15 protein-coding genes are annotated in these 13,974 nt (G+C 63.9%); 7 read left to right on the forward strand and 8 right to left on the reverse strand.

Annotated elements, in window-relative coordinates:
- Positions 1-73 precede the first annotated feature (73 nt).
- Entirely contained in the window at positions 74-277 is a 204-nt protein-coding gene (locus tag DXT74_RS11530; RefSeq protein WP_019101682.1) for a cold-shock protein, read from the reverse strand.
- Between the two features lie 240 nt (positions 278-517).
- Complete coding sequence (locus DXT74_RS11535) at positions 518-1,117, reverse strand: HD family hydrolase (RefSeq protein WP_043637262.1); 600 nt, start codon at positions 1,115-1,117, stop codon at positions 518-520.
- A gap of 143 nt (positions 1,118-1,260) precedes the next feature.
- On the opposite strand from DXT74_RS11535, the gene DXT74_RS11540 reads away from it, so the two are divergent.
- Entirely contained in the window at positions 1,261-2,367 is a 1,107-nt protein-coding gene (locus DXT74_RS11540) for an HD-GYP domain-containing protein (protein ID WP_043637259.1), read from the forward strand.
- A gap of 6 nt (positions 2,368-2,373) precedes the next feature.
- On the opposite strand, the gene DXT74_RS11545 is transcribed toward DXT74_RS11540, so the two are convergent.
- Entirely contained in the window at positions 2,374-3,219 is an 846-nt protein-coding gene (locus DXT74_RS11545) for a dienelactone hydrolase family protein (RefSeq protein WP_043637257.1), read from the reverse strand.
- Between the two features lie 167 nt (positions 3,220-3,386).
- On the opposite strand from DXT74_RS11545, the gene DXT74_RS11550 reads away from it, so the two are divergent.
- Positions 3,387-4,538, forward strand: a complete 1,152-nt coding sequence (locus DXT74_RS11550; protein ID WP_081555674.1) for an HD-GYP domain-containing protein — start codon at positions 3,387-3,389, stop codon at positions 4,536-4,538.
- Positions 4,539-4,544: 6 nt separating this feature from the next.
- Here DXT74_RS11550 and DXT74_RS11555 read toward each other — a convergent pair whose 3' ends face one another.
- From DXT74_RS11555 to yjgA, 5 genes are read right to left on the reverse strand one after another with little or no spacing between them, the layout of a single operon-like run.
- Positions 4,545-5,114 (reverse strand): hypothetical protein, encoded by a 570-nt coding sequence (locus DXT74_RS11555; RefSeq protein WP_194427998.1) that lies wholly within the window; start codon positions 5,112-5,114, stop codon positions 4,545-4,547.
- Between the two features lie 8 nt (positions 5,115-5,122).
- Positions 5,123-6,439 (reverse strand): MFS transporter, encoded by a 1,317-nt coding sequence (locus tag DXT74_RS11560; protein WP_194427999.1) that lies wholly within the window; start codon positions 6,437-6,439, stop codon positions 5,123-5,125.
- Between the two features lie 57 nt (positions 6,440-6,496).
- Positions 6,497-7,444: a YheT family hydrolase gene (locus tag DXT74_RS11565; RefSeq protein ID WP_081555677.1), complete on the reverse strand. Its 948-nt coding sequence runs from the start codon at positions 7,442-7,444 to the stop codon at positions 6,497-6,499.
- 3 nt (positions 7,445-7,447) lie between these two features.
- Positions 7,448-8,026: a molybdopterin adenylyltransferase gene (gene mog, locus DXT74_RS11570; protein ID WP_194428000.1), complete on the reverse strand. Its 579-nt coding sequence runs from the start codon at positions 8,024-8,026 to the stop codon at positions 7,448-7,450.
- A complete protein-coding gene (gene yjgA, locus DXT74_RS11575; protein WP_019101673.1) occupies positions 8,026-8,577 on the reverse strand; it encodes a ribosome biogenesis factor YjgA in 552 nt (183 codons plus the stop codon). The genes mog and yjgA overlap by 1 nt, the downstream gene beginning before the upstream one ends.
- 87 nt (positions 8,578-8,664) lie before the next feature.
- Here yjgA and pmbA point away from each other — a divergent pair, with 87 nt between their 5' ends.
- The 5 genes from pmbA (at position 8,665) to DXT74_RS11600 (ending at position 13,714) form a co-directional block, all read left to right on the forward strand.
- Entirely contained in the window at positions 8,665-10,008 is a 1,344-nt protein-coding gene (gene pmbA, locus DXT74_RS11580) for a metalloprotease PmbA (RefSeq protein WP_194428001.1), read from the forward strand.
- A 151-nt stretch (positions 10,009-10,159) separates the two neighbouring features.
- Positions 10,160-10,804 (forward strand): DNA oxidative demethylase AlkB, encoded by a 645-nt coding sequence (gene alkB / locus DXT74_RS11585; RefSeq protein WP_194428002.1) that lies wholly within the window; start codon positions 10,160-10,162, stop codon positions 10,802-10,804.
- Positions 10,805-10,807: 3 nt separating this feature from the next.
- A complete protein-coding gene (locus DXT74_RS11590) occupies positions 10,808-11,725 on the forward strand; it encodes a DNA-3-methyladenine glycosylase (protein ID WP_194428003.1) in 918 nt (305 codons plus the stop codon).
- A 275-nt stretch (positions 11,726-12,000) separates the two neighbouring features.
- Positions 12,001-13,140 (forward strand): patatin-like phospholipase family protein, encoded by a 1,140-nt coding sequence (locus DXT74_RS11595; protein WP_194428004.1) that lies wholly within the window; start codon positions 12,001-12,003, stop codon positions 13,138-13,140.
- Between the two features lie 82 nt (positions 13,141-13,222).
- Positions 13,223-13,714: a disulfide bond formation protein B gene (locus DXT74_RS11600; RefSeq protein WP_043637222.1), complete on the forward strand. Its 492-nt coding sequence runs from the start codon at positions 13,223-13,225 to the stop codon at positions 13,712-13,714.
- Positions 13,715-13,974 lie beyond the last annotated feature (260 nt).

A 13,974-nucleotide genomic window follows, 5' to 3' on the forward strand; every position in this document is an offset into this window, starting at 1 on the left:
CCTTGCGTTGAAGCGTGAATGCAAAAAACCCGGCACGAGGCCGGGTTTTCATCAAGCTGACTAATCGCGTGGATTAGATGGGCTGGATGTTGGAGGCTTGTTTGCCTTTCGGGCCGTCTACGACGTCAAAGCTAACGCGCTGGTTTTCAGCCAGGGTGCGGAAGCCTTTGGCATTGATCTGGGAGAAGTGAGCGAACACGTCGTCGCCGCCTTCATCCGGGGTGATAAAGCCAAAACCTTTGGAGTCGTTGAACCACTTAACGGTACCGGTTGCCATTTTGTTAATTCCTCAAAACGAGCAGTTGAAATAAAAGGCACGAAGTTCAAGGGAAATGGCGACTGAGGTACGGACTTAATGCCACTACGACAACAACACATCCACAACTTGAGCATCCTGCGGCAGGAATAGTGCCTATAGTTCCGGGACATGGCAAGCGTTTTCTGCATGGCCGAAAGGGTTTTTATCCTGTTTTTTCAGGATACCCTGGCATTTCTGCCGGTTTTTAATGGTTTGGAGTCAGGCTCCGAAGCAACCGGCTTGCTCCGCGCGGTCCAATTCCGCGCGCAACCAGTCCGCCGCCAGCGGACAGCCGTCCTCCACTTTGCCCACCGCCATGCTTAGCACTTGTTGCTTGCTGACCCCGTTTTCACGCCAACTCTGGCCACCGGATTGCAGATTGAGCAAGATGGGCATCAAACGGTCTATCGCGCGGGCGAAGCGCGCTTCAGGGGTTTTGCGAGCCTCGAACTCTTGCCACAAGGCCAGCAAGTCCGTTGCGATGGGCTGGGGCAATAGGCCCAGGATGCGGCGCATCGCGGCCAGTTCTTCCGCTTCGCGTTCCGCGGCGCCGTCCGCGGCGTAGACGAGGGTGTCTCCGGTGTCGATCTCGCCCAAGTCGTGAATCAACAACATGCGCACGACTTTGTCGATGTCCACCGGCTCTGCGGCGAAGTCGCGCAGATTGAGAGCGAAGAGGGCGATCTGCCAGCTGTGTTCCGCCGAATTCTCGTAGCGGTCCACATATGCGGCCTTGGTTTTGCGCAGCACCGTTTTGAGTTTGTCCACTTCAATAATGAAAGCGATGTGCTGTTGCAGCGTTTGCAGTTGGTTTTGCATGGGAATATTAAGGCGGATAGGCGGGCGATGCGCCGAGGGCGCAAATTATGCGCGGCGCGTGATGGTTTGGAAAGGGCGCTGTCGCACGCTTTGCCACATGCTGCATATACTGGAATGAAGGGTCATTGAAAATGGGAGAGGGCATGGGCAAGCAGGAGCTGAAGCTGGAGATTGTGGAGCCGGAGGCGTTCCACGATTTCATGGAGGTGATGAGCGATTACGCGCCGCAGGTTGAGCATCTGGTTTGCCAACTGGGTTTTGGCGATACCGACGCCGCGCAGATCGATCAGCTGTTTCGCTTGCTGCATAGCATCAAGGGCGACGCCAGCATGTGCCAGGTGCGCTTTGTGGTGCCTTTCGTCCATTCGCTGGAAAGCCTGCTGGAGAGGCTGCGCAGCGGCGAGGTGAACTATGAGGATTCGATCGGCGATGTGATGCTGTTGGTGATGGACCGTTTGGGCCTGGCGCTTGAGGCCCTGGAAAACCACGAATTGCTGGATGATTTGCAGTTGCCCCTGCTGATGCGGGCGCTGAATCAGGTGGCGGAATGCCCCGTTGGCGAGCTGTTGCAGCGTTGTCAGCAACTGGTGGAGCAGATCACCGGGATTCCCTTGCATGTGATTGAATCGGATGCGCCGACGGATGCCGCCGCGCAGCTCAGCCAGGGCGATTTGGCGTTTTTCCGGATATTGGCCCTGCAGTTTGAACATCGCTTGCCGCAGTTCCAAGGCCGTACCGAGCGCAATCTGGAACTGGCACTGGAGACTAGTCGCCAAGCGCCGGGGCTGGTGGACGACAGGCAGCTGGAGGCGGCGGTGTATATGCACGATATCGGCATGATGCTGCTGCCGGAGTCGTTCTGGTTGAAAGTGGGGCGGATGAGCGAGTCCGAGCGCCATCAGATGGCGGAACACCCGGGCTGGGCGGCGGGCCTGTTGGAACGGATGCCGGCCTGGGCCGACGCGGCGCGCATGGTGGCCCAGCATCACGAGATGCCGGACGGCAGGGGCTATCCGCATGGCCTGCACGGTGATGAGATTTGCAGCGGCGCGCTTATTCTGGCTCTGGTTGATGCCTTCGAGGCGGTGACTTTGAAGCACTCGCATCGCGGTTTGCGGCATTCGATGATGCGCGCCATCGCGGAGATCAACGCCTCGGAGCGTCAGTTCGATCCCTTTTGGCTGGCGCGTTTCAATCAGGTGATCCGCGTGCGGCTGGCGGCTTGCGCCAGACGGCCGCCGGGAGATTAGCCGGTGTCAGACGCCGTGTTGTTTGAACCATTGCAGCATGCGGCGCCAGCCGTCGTTGGCGGCGGCCGCGTTGTAAGTTGGACGGTAGTCGGCGTTGAAACCGTGGTCGGCGTCAGGGTAAACCACGATTTCAGAGGGTTTGCCGGCGGCGCGCAGCGCGGCCTTCATCTTGTCCACCGACTCCAGAGGAATACCCTTGTCCAGCCCGCCGTAAAGCCCGAGCACCGGCGCATGCAACTGCGCGACGATGTCCAGCGGCTGGCGCGGTGTATTCGTTCCGGCCTCTCCTTGCAGCCGTCCGTACCAGGCGGCGCCGGCTTTGAGCGCGGGATTATGCGCAGCGTACAGCCATACCTGGCGTCCGCCCCAGCAAAAGCCGGTGATGGCCGCGCGTTTGACGTCGCCGCCGTGGCCGCTTGCCCAGGTCAGGGTGGCGTCCAGGTCCGCCATTACCTGGTTGTCCGGCACCTTGCTGACCAGGCCGCTGACCAACTCGCTGATGCTGGCCACCTTGCTGGGGTCGCCCTGTCGGAAATAGAGCTCGGGGGCCACGGCCAGGTAGCCGGATTTTGCCAGTCGTCGGCACAAGTCGCGGATGTGTTCGTGCACGCCGAAGATTTCCTGCACCACCAGCACCACCGGCAGAGGGCCGCCGGCCGTGGAGGGCTTTGCCATGTAGCCTGGCATGATGGCCGGCCCCGTCGGGATTTCCACCGCCCCGGCGTTGAGGCCGTCGCCATCGGTGAGAATGGCGCTGGCGGCTATGGGCTGCACTGCCAGAGCGAAGCCCACGCCCACCGCGCTGTTCAGAAAGTCCCGGCGCGAGGCGTCGATATATCGATTGCTTGTCATAAGGGCATTCTCCAACGAGGTGATTGGATTGGGTTAATCAGATTAATGCCGCTGACATCGTCTGGCAAGCCGGTGCGCGCGCCGGTTTGCGGGGGCTTCCTTAGGACGAGGGAATGCGGCATTATTCACAGCCATTGAAGCATGACTTAACGAAACGTATATAGATTATGTCGGACTCCTCCAAAGTGAAGCTGCCCACCAGCTTCTTGCGCATCGGCCAGCAACTGCCGGTTGACGTGTATGCCAAGAACGGCTTGCTGCTGCTGAAAAAAGGCCATTACGTGCTGACGCCTGAGCAGCGCGAGCGGCTGGTGACGCTGGCGCACGGCGACAGCGAGGAGGTGGCGGCGCGCTTGGAGCGCGAGCAGCTGGAGCGCGCGGCGCAGCGCGAGAAGGAAGCCGCGGCGCAAGTGCAGCCCAATCCCATCATGGAGCTGGGTTTCCTGACTCGTCGCGCCGAGGGCCTGCTTTTGCATGGCCTGGCGGTGCCGGGCCTGGCCGGTAGGCTGGCGGACATGGCGGACGCGTTGATCCGGTTGGCTTGCAAACAGCCGGACGGGGTGCTGGCCAGCGTGCTGCTGACGCCCTACCGCGACATCGGCAGCGCCCATAGCGTGCACGTAGCAGCGATCATGGCGGTGCTGGGACGGCGCCTGGGCATGGAGGAGGCGCGTTTGCGCGCGGTGGTGGGCGCGGCTTTGAGCATGAATTTGGCGATTACCGGCTTGTTGAATCAACTATCGCGGCAGCAAACGCCCCCGGATGCCGCCCAGCGCGACGAACTCTATGCTCATCCCATTGTTGGTTCCGCCATTTTGCGCGAAGCCGGCGTGGTGGACGAACATTGGCATCTACTGGTGCAGACCCATCAGGAACAGCGCGGCGGCGACGGCTACCCGCAGGGGCTGCGCGGCGAGGACATCCATCCGGATGCGGCCTTGCTGCACATGGTGGACGTGTTGTGTTCCTGTATACATCAGCCGCAGCCGGCTCTGCCGGCTTTGGTGATCGGCAGCTTGTATCGCGGCGAGCTGGGCGATTTCGATCCGCAGCACGCCGCCTTGTTGGTCAAGGAGCTGGGCGTGTACCCGCCCGGCAGTTTCGTCAAGCTGGCCAGCAACGAGATCGGCGTGGTGACCCACCGCAGCGACAAGGCCAACGCGCCGCGAGTGGCGGCCTTGCGCAAGCTGGACGGCGCGCCCTACGCCGACGCGTTGCTCCGCGACACCCGGCAGAACGCTTACCGGGTGCTGGAGGCGGCGCCGTTGTCGGCGGCTGTGGTGAAACCGGCTTATCTGTCCAAGCTGTGGCAGAAGTGAGCGGGTTCAGGGTCGAGCCTCGCCCAGCGGTCGCAGTTGAATGCCGGATATATCCTTGATTTTCCAGATGCGACGGATGTGCGCAAGATCGCGTTCGGACTCGTCGCGCAGCCGCGCTTCCGGCAAAAAACTCAATTCCACGTCCACATTGCCCAAATAGACCGCCTCGCCGCGCTTCACTTCAAACGGAGCGGCCAGGCGGAAGCTGCGCATTTTGCGGCTCACGCCCCAAGCGCCGTCCTCCAGCCAGTTGGCCCAGACCTGTTCCACCCTGTACTGGCCCGGCTCCAGCGTGAACAGCATCAATTTGCCCTCCGCCATGGAGTTGCCCGGCTCGCCGAATACGGTGTCGGTCAGCAGGCTGGCGCGGTCGACGGCCACGACGCGACCAGCGGCGTTGGCGACATCCAGGCCCAGCGTCGCGCTGTCCGGGTTGGAGGATTTGCCGGTCAGCGACAGAATGGCGTAGCCGCGTTCGGCCGGCGGCTCCAGCGAGCCGTTCAGACGCTCGGCCATGCCGGCGCAGCCGGTGAGCAGCAGAGAGCAGAAGGCGAGAGTGAAGAGTCGTGTCAGCATGGTGCGTCCTATCGTCCGCCGGAAGCGGCGGCTTGGCTTGCATTGTCCGCTGTTTGCGCTTGCGGCTTCAAGCCCAGCACCAGCAGGGCGCTGAGCAGCAATGAAGCGCTGAGCCAGAGGTAAGCCAGGGTGTGGCTGCCGGTGGCGGCCTCAATCAAACCCAGCGCATAGGGGCCGATGAAGCCGCCGATATTGCCCACCGAATTGATCAGGCCGATGGCGCCCGCGGCCAGCGTGCCGGTGAGAAAAGTAGTGGGAATGGACCACCACACGCCCATCGGACTGTAGACGCCGATGGCGACGACGGTGACGGAGAGCAGCGCCACGGCGAGATGGTCGCTGAGCGCGCCAATCAGGAAACCGGCTGCGGCGAGCAAGAGCGGCAGCGCCACGTGCCAGCGTTTCTCCGCCCGGCGCGACGAGGAATGACCCAGCCACAGCATGGCGGCCAGCGCCGCCAGCATGGGCACGGCGGAGGCCAGGCCGATGGCCAGTGGCGACCAGCCGGAGGCGTTCTTGATCACCGTGGGCATCCAGAAGCTGAAGCCCCAGAAACCGGTGATCCATAGAAAGTAGATCAGACATAGCCGCAGCACCGCCGGCTGCGCCAGGGCCTGACGCAGCGTGGCCGGCTGTTGTTGACGGGTGGCGGCTTTTTCCGCTTGCAGCGTGTCGATCAAATAGCGCTTTTCCTCCACATTCAGCCAGGCGGCCTTGGCTGGATCGTCCTGCAGCCACATCAAGACAGCGCCGCCGTAGAGCATGGTGACGCCGCCCTCCAGCAGGAACAGGCTTTGCCAACCTTTCAGGCCGAAGGGCTGAAGGCCCACCAACCAGCCGGCAAGCGGCGCGCCGACGATGGCGGATACCAGCAGGGAGCTCAAGGTGACGGAAATGGCGCGGGCGCGGGTTTCCGCGACGAACCAGCGCGGGATCACCGAGGCGTAGATCACCGGGTAGAAGCTGGCTTCGCACACGCCCAGCATAAAGCGCAGCAGGTAGAACTGCCATTCGTTCTGCACCAGGCTCAGCAATATGCTGACCGCTCCCCAGGAGAACAGGATGCGCGCGATCCAGCGGCTAGGGCTCCAGCGCTCAGCCAGAATCGCTCCGGGCACTTCGAACAGCACGTAGCCGGCGAAGAAAATGCCGGCGGCCAGGCCGTATACCTTGGCGTCGAAGCCGAGGTCGGCGTTCATGGTCAGGGCCGCGTAGCTGACGTTGACCCGATCCAGAAAGGCCAGCACGGAGGCGATGAACAGCGGAGCGAGAATGCGCAAATAGGTTTTGCGCAGAACGGAAGTTTTGACGGAATCTGGGCTCATGCGGCGCCCTCGCTTAAGGGGTGGATGCCGTCAAGATGCGCAGAAAGCGCCGCGCAGTCAATCCAGATGCGGCTCGAAGAATTCCAGCAAGCGGGACGGCAGCCAATCCAGCGTGCCAGGGAAAGCGCCGGAGGCGAAGCCCACGTGGCCGCCGTGGAGAGGGAATTCCAGCGTGACGCTGTCGGCCACGTCGGCCTGACGCGGCAGCGCCTGTTCCGGCAGGAAGGGATCGTTGCGCGCGTTCAACACCAGAGTGGGGCGGGCGATCTGACCCAGCCGAGGCTTGGCGCTGGCGCTGCGCCAGTAGTTGAGGGCGGTGCCGAAGCCGTGAATCGGCGCGGTGACCAGGTCGTCGAATTCAATGAAGGTGCGTGCGCGGCGGAGTTTGCCCCCGTCGAACAGGCCGGGGTGGCGCTGTAGCGATTCCAGCGCTTTGGGCTTGAGCGTGCCCATGAACATGCGGGTGTACAGCAGTTTGCCCAAGCCCCTGTCCAGCTGGGTGCTGGCCGCCACCAGATCCAGCGGCGCGGACACCGCCGCCGCCGCGCGCGGCAGCGCCAGCGCGCCTTCGTCCGCCAGGTAGTTGAGCAGCATGCTGCCGCCAAGCGATACCGCGGCGGCGGCCAAGATCGGGAAGCGTTGAGCCAGCCGGCTCAGAATCCAGCGCACTTCGGCACTGTCGCCGGCGTGATAGGCGCGCGGCAGAGGATTGTCCACGCCGCCGCAGCCGCGAAAGTGCGGCACCACGCCATGCCAGCCGCGCCGCTGAACCGCCAGCATGAGCGCGCGCGCGTAGTGGCTGTCGCTGCTGCCTTCCAGTCCGTGAAACAACACGACCAGCGGCGCGCCGGGCCGCCCGGCGACAAAGTCCAGCGCGATACGGGCGCCATCCGGCGTGTCCCACAGCTCGCGGCGGTAGTCGGGGCGCGGGGTCTTGATAGCCAGCGCCGGCCAGATGGTTTGGGCATGGCCGCCGCGCAGCCAGGCGGGAGACTGGTAAGCCATGGCTCAGGCCAGCTTTTTCTGAGCCGATTTGGGGCGGAAGGCTTTGACCACCGCCTCATGGGTTTCGATATAGGGACCGTCCAGCAGGTCGATGCAGTAGGGGACGGCGGCGAAGATGCCGGGAGTGTCCACTTGGCCGTCGGCGCCGCGCAGGCCTTCCAGCGTTTCCTGGATCGCCTTGGGCTGGCCGGGCAGGTTGAGAATCAGCGCTTGCTTGCGGATCACGCCCACCTGGCGGGACAGGATGGCGGTGGGCACGAAGCGCAGGCTGATCTGACGCATCTGCTCGCCGAAGCCGGGCATCTCGCGGTCCGCCACCGCCAGCGTGGCCTCGGGGGTGACGTCGCGGGCGGCCGGGCCGGTGCCGCCGGTGGTCAGCACCAGTTGGCAGCCTTCCTCGTCCACCAGCGTCTTGAGCGCGGCTTCGATTTGCGGCTGCTCGTCCGGGATCAGGCGGGCGACGACGACGAAGGGGCTGGCCAGCGCGGCGGTCAGCCAGTCCTGCAGCGCCGGAATGCCCTTGTCTTCGTACACGCCGCTGCTGGCGCGGTCGGAGATCGAGACCAGGCCTACTTTCAGCATCACTCGTCGTCCTCTTGGTCCTGCTGATGCAGGCGCGGCTTGCCCGGTTCCGGAATCACGTCCTTGACGGCCTGATAGAGCAGGCGGAAGGACTTGGGCGGTTTGTTGTCCTGCTTTTCCTTGCGTGCGTTGCGGATCAGCGTGCGCAGCTGCTGCGGATCCGCGGCGGGGAAGTCGGTGACAAAGCTGGCCAGCATCTTGTCGTCTTCCATCAAGCGCTCGCGCCAGCGTTCCAGCAGGTGCTGCCAGGCGATGTGCTCGGACGATTCGCCTTTGAGAATTTGCAGGTATTGCTGGATCGGCTCCGGGTCCACGTCGCGCATCAGCTTGCCGATGTATTGCAGTTGGCGGCGCAGCGCGCCGTGCGCGGTAAAGCGTTTATAGTCCAGAATAGCGGTGAGGAGGTCTTCCGGCAGCTGCATTTTCTTCAGCGTGTCCTTGGACAGCTCCACCAGTTCGCGGCCCAGGTCTTGCAGCGCATCCATGTCGCGCTTGCGCTGGGATTTGCTGACGTAGCCGTCGTCCGGGCTGTCGTTCTGGTAATGGGTCATCGTTGGCAATTCTCAATCGGTTTTCTCAAGGCTGGTATGATACCGGAAAAGGCCTCCGGCCGTTTCGACCATTGCGAAAGACACTAGATGGAAGACAAGACATTCAGTTTCAGCCAGGCCGCGCTGGAGGACATCGCCTCCCGCGTCATCGAACTGGCAAAGGCCGAAGGCGCCAGCGCCGCCGAAGCCGATGTTTCCGAAGGACTGGGCCAGACCGTGAGCGTGCGCCTGTCCGAGGTGGAAACCATCGAATACAACCAGGACAAGGGCGTGGGCGTAACCGTCTACCTGGGCCAGAAGAAAGGCCACGCCAGCACTTCCGATTTTTCCGAAGAGGCCTTGGCCGACACCGTGCGCGCCGCGTTGGACATCGCGCGCTACACCGCCGAGGATCCGTGCGCCGGCTTGGCGGATTCCCAGTTGATGGCCACCGAGTTTCCGGACCTCAGCCTGTACCATCCGTGGTCGCTGCCGGTGGAGGAGGCCATCGAACTGGCCAAGTCCTGCGAGGCCGCGGCGCTGGCCGCCGATCCGCGCATCCGCAACTCCGAGGGCGGCACCGTCTCGTCGCAGTCCAGCCACTTCGCTTACGCCAACAGCCACGGATTCATCGCCGGCTACGCCAGCAGCCGCCACAGCATTTCCGCTGCGGTGGTGGCCGAGGACGGCGGGGCGATGCAGCGCGATTACTGGTATTCGTCGGCGCGTCGGCGTGAGGATCTGGACGCGCCGGAAGTCATCGGCGCCAAGGCCGGTCAGCGAGCGGCGCGGCGACTGGGCGCGCGCAAGGTGAAGACCGGGCAGTATCCGGTGGTATTCGAGGCGCCGATAGCCGCCTCGTTGCTCAGTCATCTGGTGGCCGCCATCAGCGGCGGCAGTCTGTACCGCAAATCGTCCTTCCTGCTGGACTCGCTGGGCAAGCCGGTGATGTCGGCCAATGTCACCATAGACGAAGACCCCTTCTTGCTGCGCGGCATGGCCAGCGGCGCCTTCGACAACGAGGGCGTGGCCACGGTGGCGCGCCGGCTGGTGGACAAGGGCGTGCTGCAGGGTTATATGCTGGGGAGCTATTCGGCGCGCAAGCTGGGCATGCAGACCACCGGCAACGCCGGCGGCGCGCATAATCTGGTTGTGCATTCCACCGGCGAAAGCCTGGAGGAGTTGCTGCGGACTATGGGCACCGGCCTGTTGGTGACCGAACTGCTGGGCCAAGGCGTCAACACGGTAACCGGCGATTACTCGCGCGGCGCGGCCGGCTTCTGGGTGGAGCGCGGCGTGATCATGCACCCGGTGGAGGAAATCACCATTGCGGGCAATCTGCGCGAGATGTTCATGCAGATAGACGCGGTGGGCAACGACGTGCTGGAGCGCGGCGGCCGGCAGATGGGCTCGGTGCTGTTGCGCAGCATGATGGTGGCCGGCGAGGCCTGAGAGCCTGCTCAATGTCTGCTGCGCATCGGCGATACTGCGTTAATAACCGCTTCGAAACGCTCATGTCTCCCTTGACCATTCCGCTTTCTCAGCGGTTTTCGCCTTGTCTCGCTCTTGCTCGCGAGACTTTGGACAGGCTCTAAGGCAGGCGATGGCGGATTTGTTCGCGCCCGAAGAGGGCGGCTGGCTGGAGCGCCTATCGCCTGGTGCCGCCTTATTGCATCGCCGCGTCTGCGAGATCGACGTGGCCTTGCTGGCGGAAGTGGAGGCGGTGCTGCGGCAAGCGCCTCCGCGCGGCATGCAGACGCCGGGCGGACGAGCGATGTCGGTCGCCACAACCAGCTGCGGCGCTTACGGCTGGGTGTCCGATGCGCGCGGCTACCGCTATGCCGAGCGCGACCCCGGCAGCGGGCAGCCTTGGCCGGCGATGCCGGCCTTGTTGCGCGTTCTGGCCGAGGAGGCCGCGGCCGAGGCCGGCTTCCCCGGCTTCGCGCCGGATGCTTGTTTGATCAATTGCTATGCGCCGGGCGCCAAGATGTCCTTGCATCAGGACAAGGACGAGCGCGATTTTGGCGCGCCCATCGTGTCCGTGTCGCTGGGCTTGCCGGCTACCTTCCTGTTCGGCGGCCTTAGCCGCGACGAGCGTCCCGGCCGCGTCGAGCTGCGCCACGGCGACGTGCTGGTGTGGGGCGGGCCGGACCGCATGCGTTTCCACGGGGTGTTGCCGGTGGCGGAGGGCGAGCACCCTTTGCTGGGGCGCCGCCGCATCAATCTGACTTTTCGCAAGGCGCGCTGATCCATGGCTGAACCGGCCGATTCCACTTCGCTGTCTTTATCCCTATCCTTGCCCGCGGATTTCCGCCGTGAGGACTTCATGGCTTTCCACCGTCGCGACGCGCAGGAGCTTTCCGAGCGGGTGACGGCCCAGAGCTTGCGCAAGGGTTTGCTGTGGCGGGGCGCGCCGGCCTGCCTCAGCATGGATTTCGATGCGGATGCGGTGCGGGTGGGCCTGGATGCGGATGCGCCGCCGCGGGATGGCGACGAGACCGTGTTGATAGGCATGGCGCGCCGCATGTTGGGACTGGAGCAGCCGGTGGCGGATTTCGAACGCGCGCATCGCGGCCATCCCCAACTGGCGGCGCTGCTCGCCGCTCGCCCCGGTTTGCGCGTGCCGCAGACGGCCACCCCGTTTGAGGCGCTGGTCTGGGCGGTCACGGGCCAGCAGATTAGCGTGCATGCCGCGATCTCGCTGCGGCGCCGGCTGATGCAGTTGGTCGGCAACCGCCACAGCGGCGGTCTGCTATGTCATCCGTCGCCGTATCAGGTGGCGGCGCTGGAGCCGGATCAACTGGGCCTGGCCGGCTTCTCGCGCGCCAAAACCCGGACCTTGCTGGAGCTGAGCCGGCAGACGGCCGATGGGAGCTTGCCGTTGCAGGGTTGGCTGGACGGCGGCGCGCCAGAGGAGATCGCCGCGCGGCTGCTGGCCATGCCCGGCATCGGTCCGTGGACGGTCAGCTATGCGCTGCTACGCGGCTATGGCTGGCTGGACGGCTCTCTGCACGGGGACGTGGCGGTGCGGCGAGGCCTGCAGCGTCTGCTGGGGAAGGCCGAGGCGGTGTCGCCGCGCGAAACCGAGCAGTGGCTGCAAGGCTTCGCGCCGTGGCGCGCGCTGGTGGGGGCGCATCTGTGGGCGATGCAGACGGCGGCCGGCTATTAATGGCTTGTAAAAGTCCGCTGCGCTTCGTGGGACGTGGCGCGGCGGGTGCCCCTTCGAAACGCCCATGAGCCTCTAGTTCATGCCGCTTTCTCGGCGATTTGCGTCTGGCCTCGCTCTGGCTCGTTAGGCTTTGAGCCGCTTCTGGGTGCGTCCAAGGGATTTCCTCCGTGCGAAGTTGGCGCTGGCCGCGGCGTTTGACTATGCCTAAATAGAACAAGAAGCCGTGCGGCGTCCGGCGACCGGTCCGCCGCCAACATAGCCACGCGAGGTGCGGGATGGGGAGGCAATCCGATATCGGACTGGTGTTGTCGGGGGGCGGCGCGCGCGCGGCTTACCAAGTGGGAGTGTTGCTGGGGATCTCCCGGCTGCTGCCGGATGCGCGCGTCAATCCCTTTCCCATCATCTGCGGCACGTCGGCCGGGGCAATCAACGCGGTGGCGCTGGCCTCCGGCGCCGGCAACTTCCACCTGGCGGTATCCACGCTGGCGCAGATGTGGAAGCAACTGCACATTCAGGATGTCTACGACGCCAGTTCCGGCTATTTCCTGAAGACCTTTTTGCACTTTGGCCTGTCCGTGATGTCCGGCGGCCGGCTGTGGCGCAACCCCAAAAGCTTTCTAGACAATGCCCCGCTGCGCGAGCTGCTGACCAAGGTCATGGTGTTCGAGGGCATAGACCATTCCGTTCGCCACGGCGCGCTCAAGGCGCTGGCGCTGACGGCCTCGTGTTACACCACGGGGATGTCGGTCACCTTTTTCCAGGGCGCGGACAGCCTGGAGGAGTGGGAGCGCTATCAGCGACTGGGCATGCGTGAGCGTATCGGTATCGAGCACATGATGGCCACCTCAGCCATCCCCTTGATTTTTCCCTCGGTGTGCATAGGGGAGAAGTTTTACTGCGACGGCGCGGTGCGTCAGTTGTCGCCCCTGTCGCCGGCATTGCACCTGGGGGCGGAAAAGCTGTTTGTGGTTGGTCTGGCCAGTAAGCGGCCGGACACCATAGAACGCCGCCATAGCGGTTTTTATCCGTCGCCGGCGCAGATATTCGGGCATCTGCTCAACAGCGTGTTCATCGACAGCATGTCGGTGGACATGGAGCGGCTGACCCGGGTCAACCATACCGTGTCGCTATTGCAAAGCCACGAGGAACTGGCGCGCCAGACTCTGTTGCGCAAGGTGGACATCTTCATGCTCAACCCCAGCAAATCGCTGGAGGGCATCGCCTACAAGCACACTCGCCTGTTTCCGCCCTTGCTGCGCTTCCTGATGAAGGGCACCGGCGCCACCCGCCACCGGGGCACGGCCTTGGCCACGTATCTACTGTTTGAGCCAGGCTATACCCGCGAGTTGATCGCCTTGGGCTATAAGGACGCCTTGCACCAGAAAGAGGCTATCCGCCGCTTCCTGGAACTTTAAGGCGCGGCGCGGTTCTGAATCCTCCATGTTGTATGGCACAATCATGCGCCATGACGTTTTACCGCCAAACATTGAGGAAGATATGGGCTTGAGCAACCGACAAGGTTTTCTGCTGATCGCCGCCGCCTGCGCCGGCGCGATGGGCTTTGCACTATTCGCGCAGTACCAACTGGGTCTGGAGCCTTGCCCGCTGTGCATTTTCCAGCGCATCGGCGTGATCGCCACCGGCGTGGTCGCCTTGTTGGCGGCCATGGTCAACCCCGGTCGTTGCGGCGTCAGAGCCTGGGGCGGTTTGACGATTCTGGCGGCTTTGGGCGGCCTGTCGGTGTCGCTGCGACAACTGTGGCTGCAACACCTGCCGGCGGATCAGGTGCCGGCCTGCGGTCCGGGCCTGGAGTTTCTGATGGAATCCTCTCCGTTGATGGAGGTGATCTCCAAGGTGCTGAAGGGCAGCGGCGAGTGCGCCGCCGTGGACTGGACCTTCCTGGGGATGGCAATGCCGTTCTGGGTGGCCGTGTTCTTTGTCGGCGTGATCGGCTTTGCCGGCTGGCTGCTGGCGCGCAAATCGGCGTGATGTCTAGACCCGAGCATTGACAAGGCCGCCTTGAGCGGCCTTTTTCATTGGGCGATGCGGTTGGGGCGGGTGACCGGCCGTGCAGCCTTCCCCTTTGTGGTAGATAAGCTTGTTGTGCGAGCGCCGCTTGAAACCTGTTCAAAGCCGGTTGCGGCGGCTGCTCGTTGCCGTGCCCGTGCTCGTTAAGCTCTGAACGGCTTCTTGGGGGTGCCGGACGAGCGGCCTGCTTTTCGCGGCATTGTGTTTGGCGAGGGGCCGCG

The organism is Chromobacterium sp. Rain0013, from assembly GCF_015291765.1.
Taxonomy (GTDB): Bacteria; Pseudomonadota; Gammaproteobacteria; order Burkholderiales; family Chromobacteriaceae; genus Chromobacterium; species Chromobacterium haemolyticum.

What these genes read in the sequence shown, in the direction of transcription:
- mog (WP_194428000.1), bottom strand. Translation starts at nt 8,026, where the DNA reads ATGCTGAAAGTAGGCCTGGTCTCGATCTCCGACCGCGCCAGCAGCGGC.
- alkB (WP_194428002.1), top strand. Translation starts at nt 10,160, where the DNA reads ATGGCGGATTTGTTCGCGCCCGAAGAGGGCGGCTGGCTGGAGCGCCTA.
- DXT74_RS11600 (WP_043637222.1), top strand. Translation starts at nt 13,223, where the DNA reads ATGGGCTTGAGCAACCGACAAGGTTTTCTGCTGATCGCCGCCGCCTGC.
- DXT74_RS11535 (WP_043637262.1), bottom strand. Translation starts at nt 1,117, where the DNA reads ATGCAAAACCAACTGCAAACGCTGCAACAGCACATCGCTTTCATTATT.
- DXT74_RS11550 (WP_081555674.1), top strand. Translation starts at nt 3,387, where the DNA reads ATGTCGGACTCCTCCAAAGTGAAGCTGCCCACCAGCTTCTTGCGCATC.
- DXT74_RS11595 (WP_194428004.1), top strand. Translation starts at nt 12,001, where the DNA reads ATGGGGAGGCAATCCGATATCGGACTGGTGTTGTCGGGGGGCGGCGCG.
- DXT74_RS11560 (WP_194427999.1), bottom strand. Translation starts at nt 6,439, where the DNA reads ATGAGCCCAGATTCCGTCAAAACTTCCGTTCTGCGCAAAACCTATTTG.
- DXT74_RS11545 (WP_043637257.1), bottom strand. Translation starts at nt 3,219, where the DNA reads ATGACAAGCAATCGATATATCGACGCCTCGCGCCGGGACTTTCTGAAC.
- DXT74_RS11555 (WP_194427998.1), bottom strand. Translation starts at nt 5,114, where the DNA reads ATGCTGACACGACTCTTCACTCTCGCCTTCTGCTCTCTGCTGCTCACC.
- pmbA (WP_194428001.1), top strand. Translation starts at nt 8,665, where the DNA reads ATGGAAGACAAGACATTCAGTTTCAGCCAGGCCGCGCTGGAGGACATC.
- DXT74_RS11530 (WP_019101682.1), bottom strand. Translation starts at nt 277, where the DNA reads ATGGCAACCGGTACCGTTAAGTGGTTCAACGACTCCAAAGGTTTTGGC.
- yjgA (WP_019101673.1), bottom strand. Translation starts at nt 8,577, where the DNA reads ATGACCCATTACCAGAACGACAGCCCGGACGACGGCTACGTCAGCAAA.
- DXT74_RS11590 (WP_194428003.1), top strand. Translation starts at nt 10,808, where the DNA reads ATGGCTGAACCGGCCGATTCCACTTCGCTGTCTTTATCCCTATCCTTG.
- DXT74_RS11565 (WP_081555677.1), bottom strand. Translation starts at nt 7,444, where the DNA reads ATGGCTTACCAGTCTCCCGCCTGGCTGCGCGGCGGCCATGCCCAAACC.
- DXT74_RS11540 (WP_043637259.1), top strand. Translation starts at nt 1,261, where the DNA reads ATGGGCAAGCAGGAGCTGAAGCTGGAGATTGTGGAGCCGGAGGCGTTC.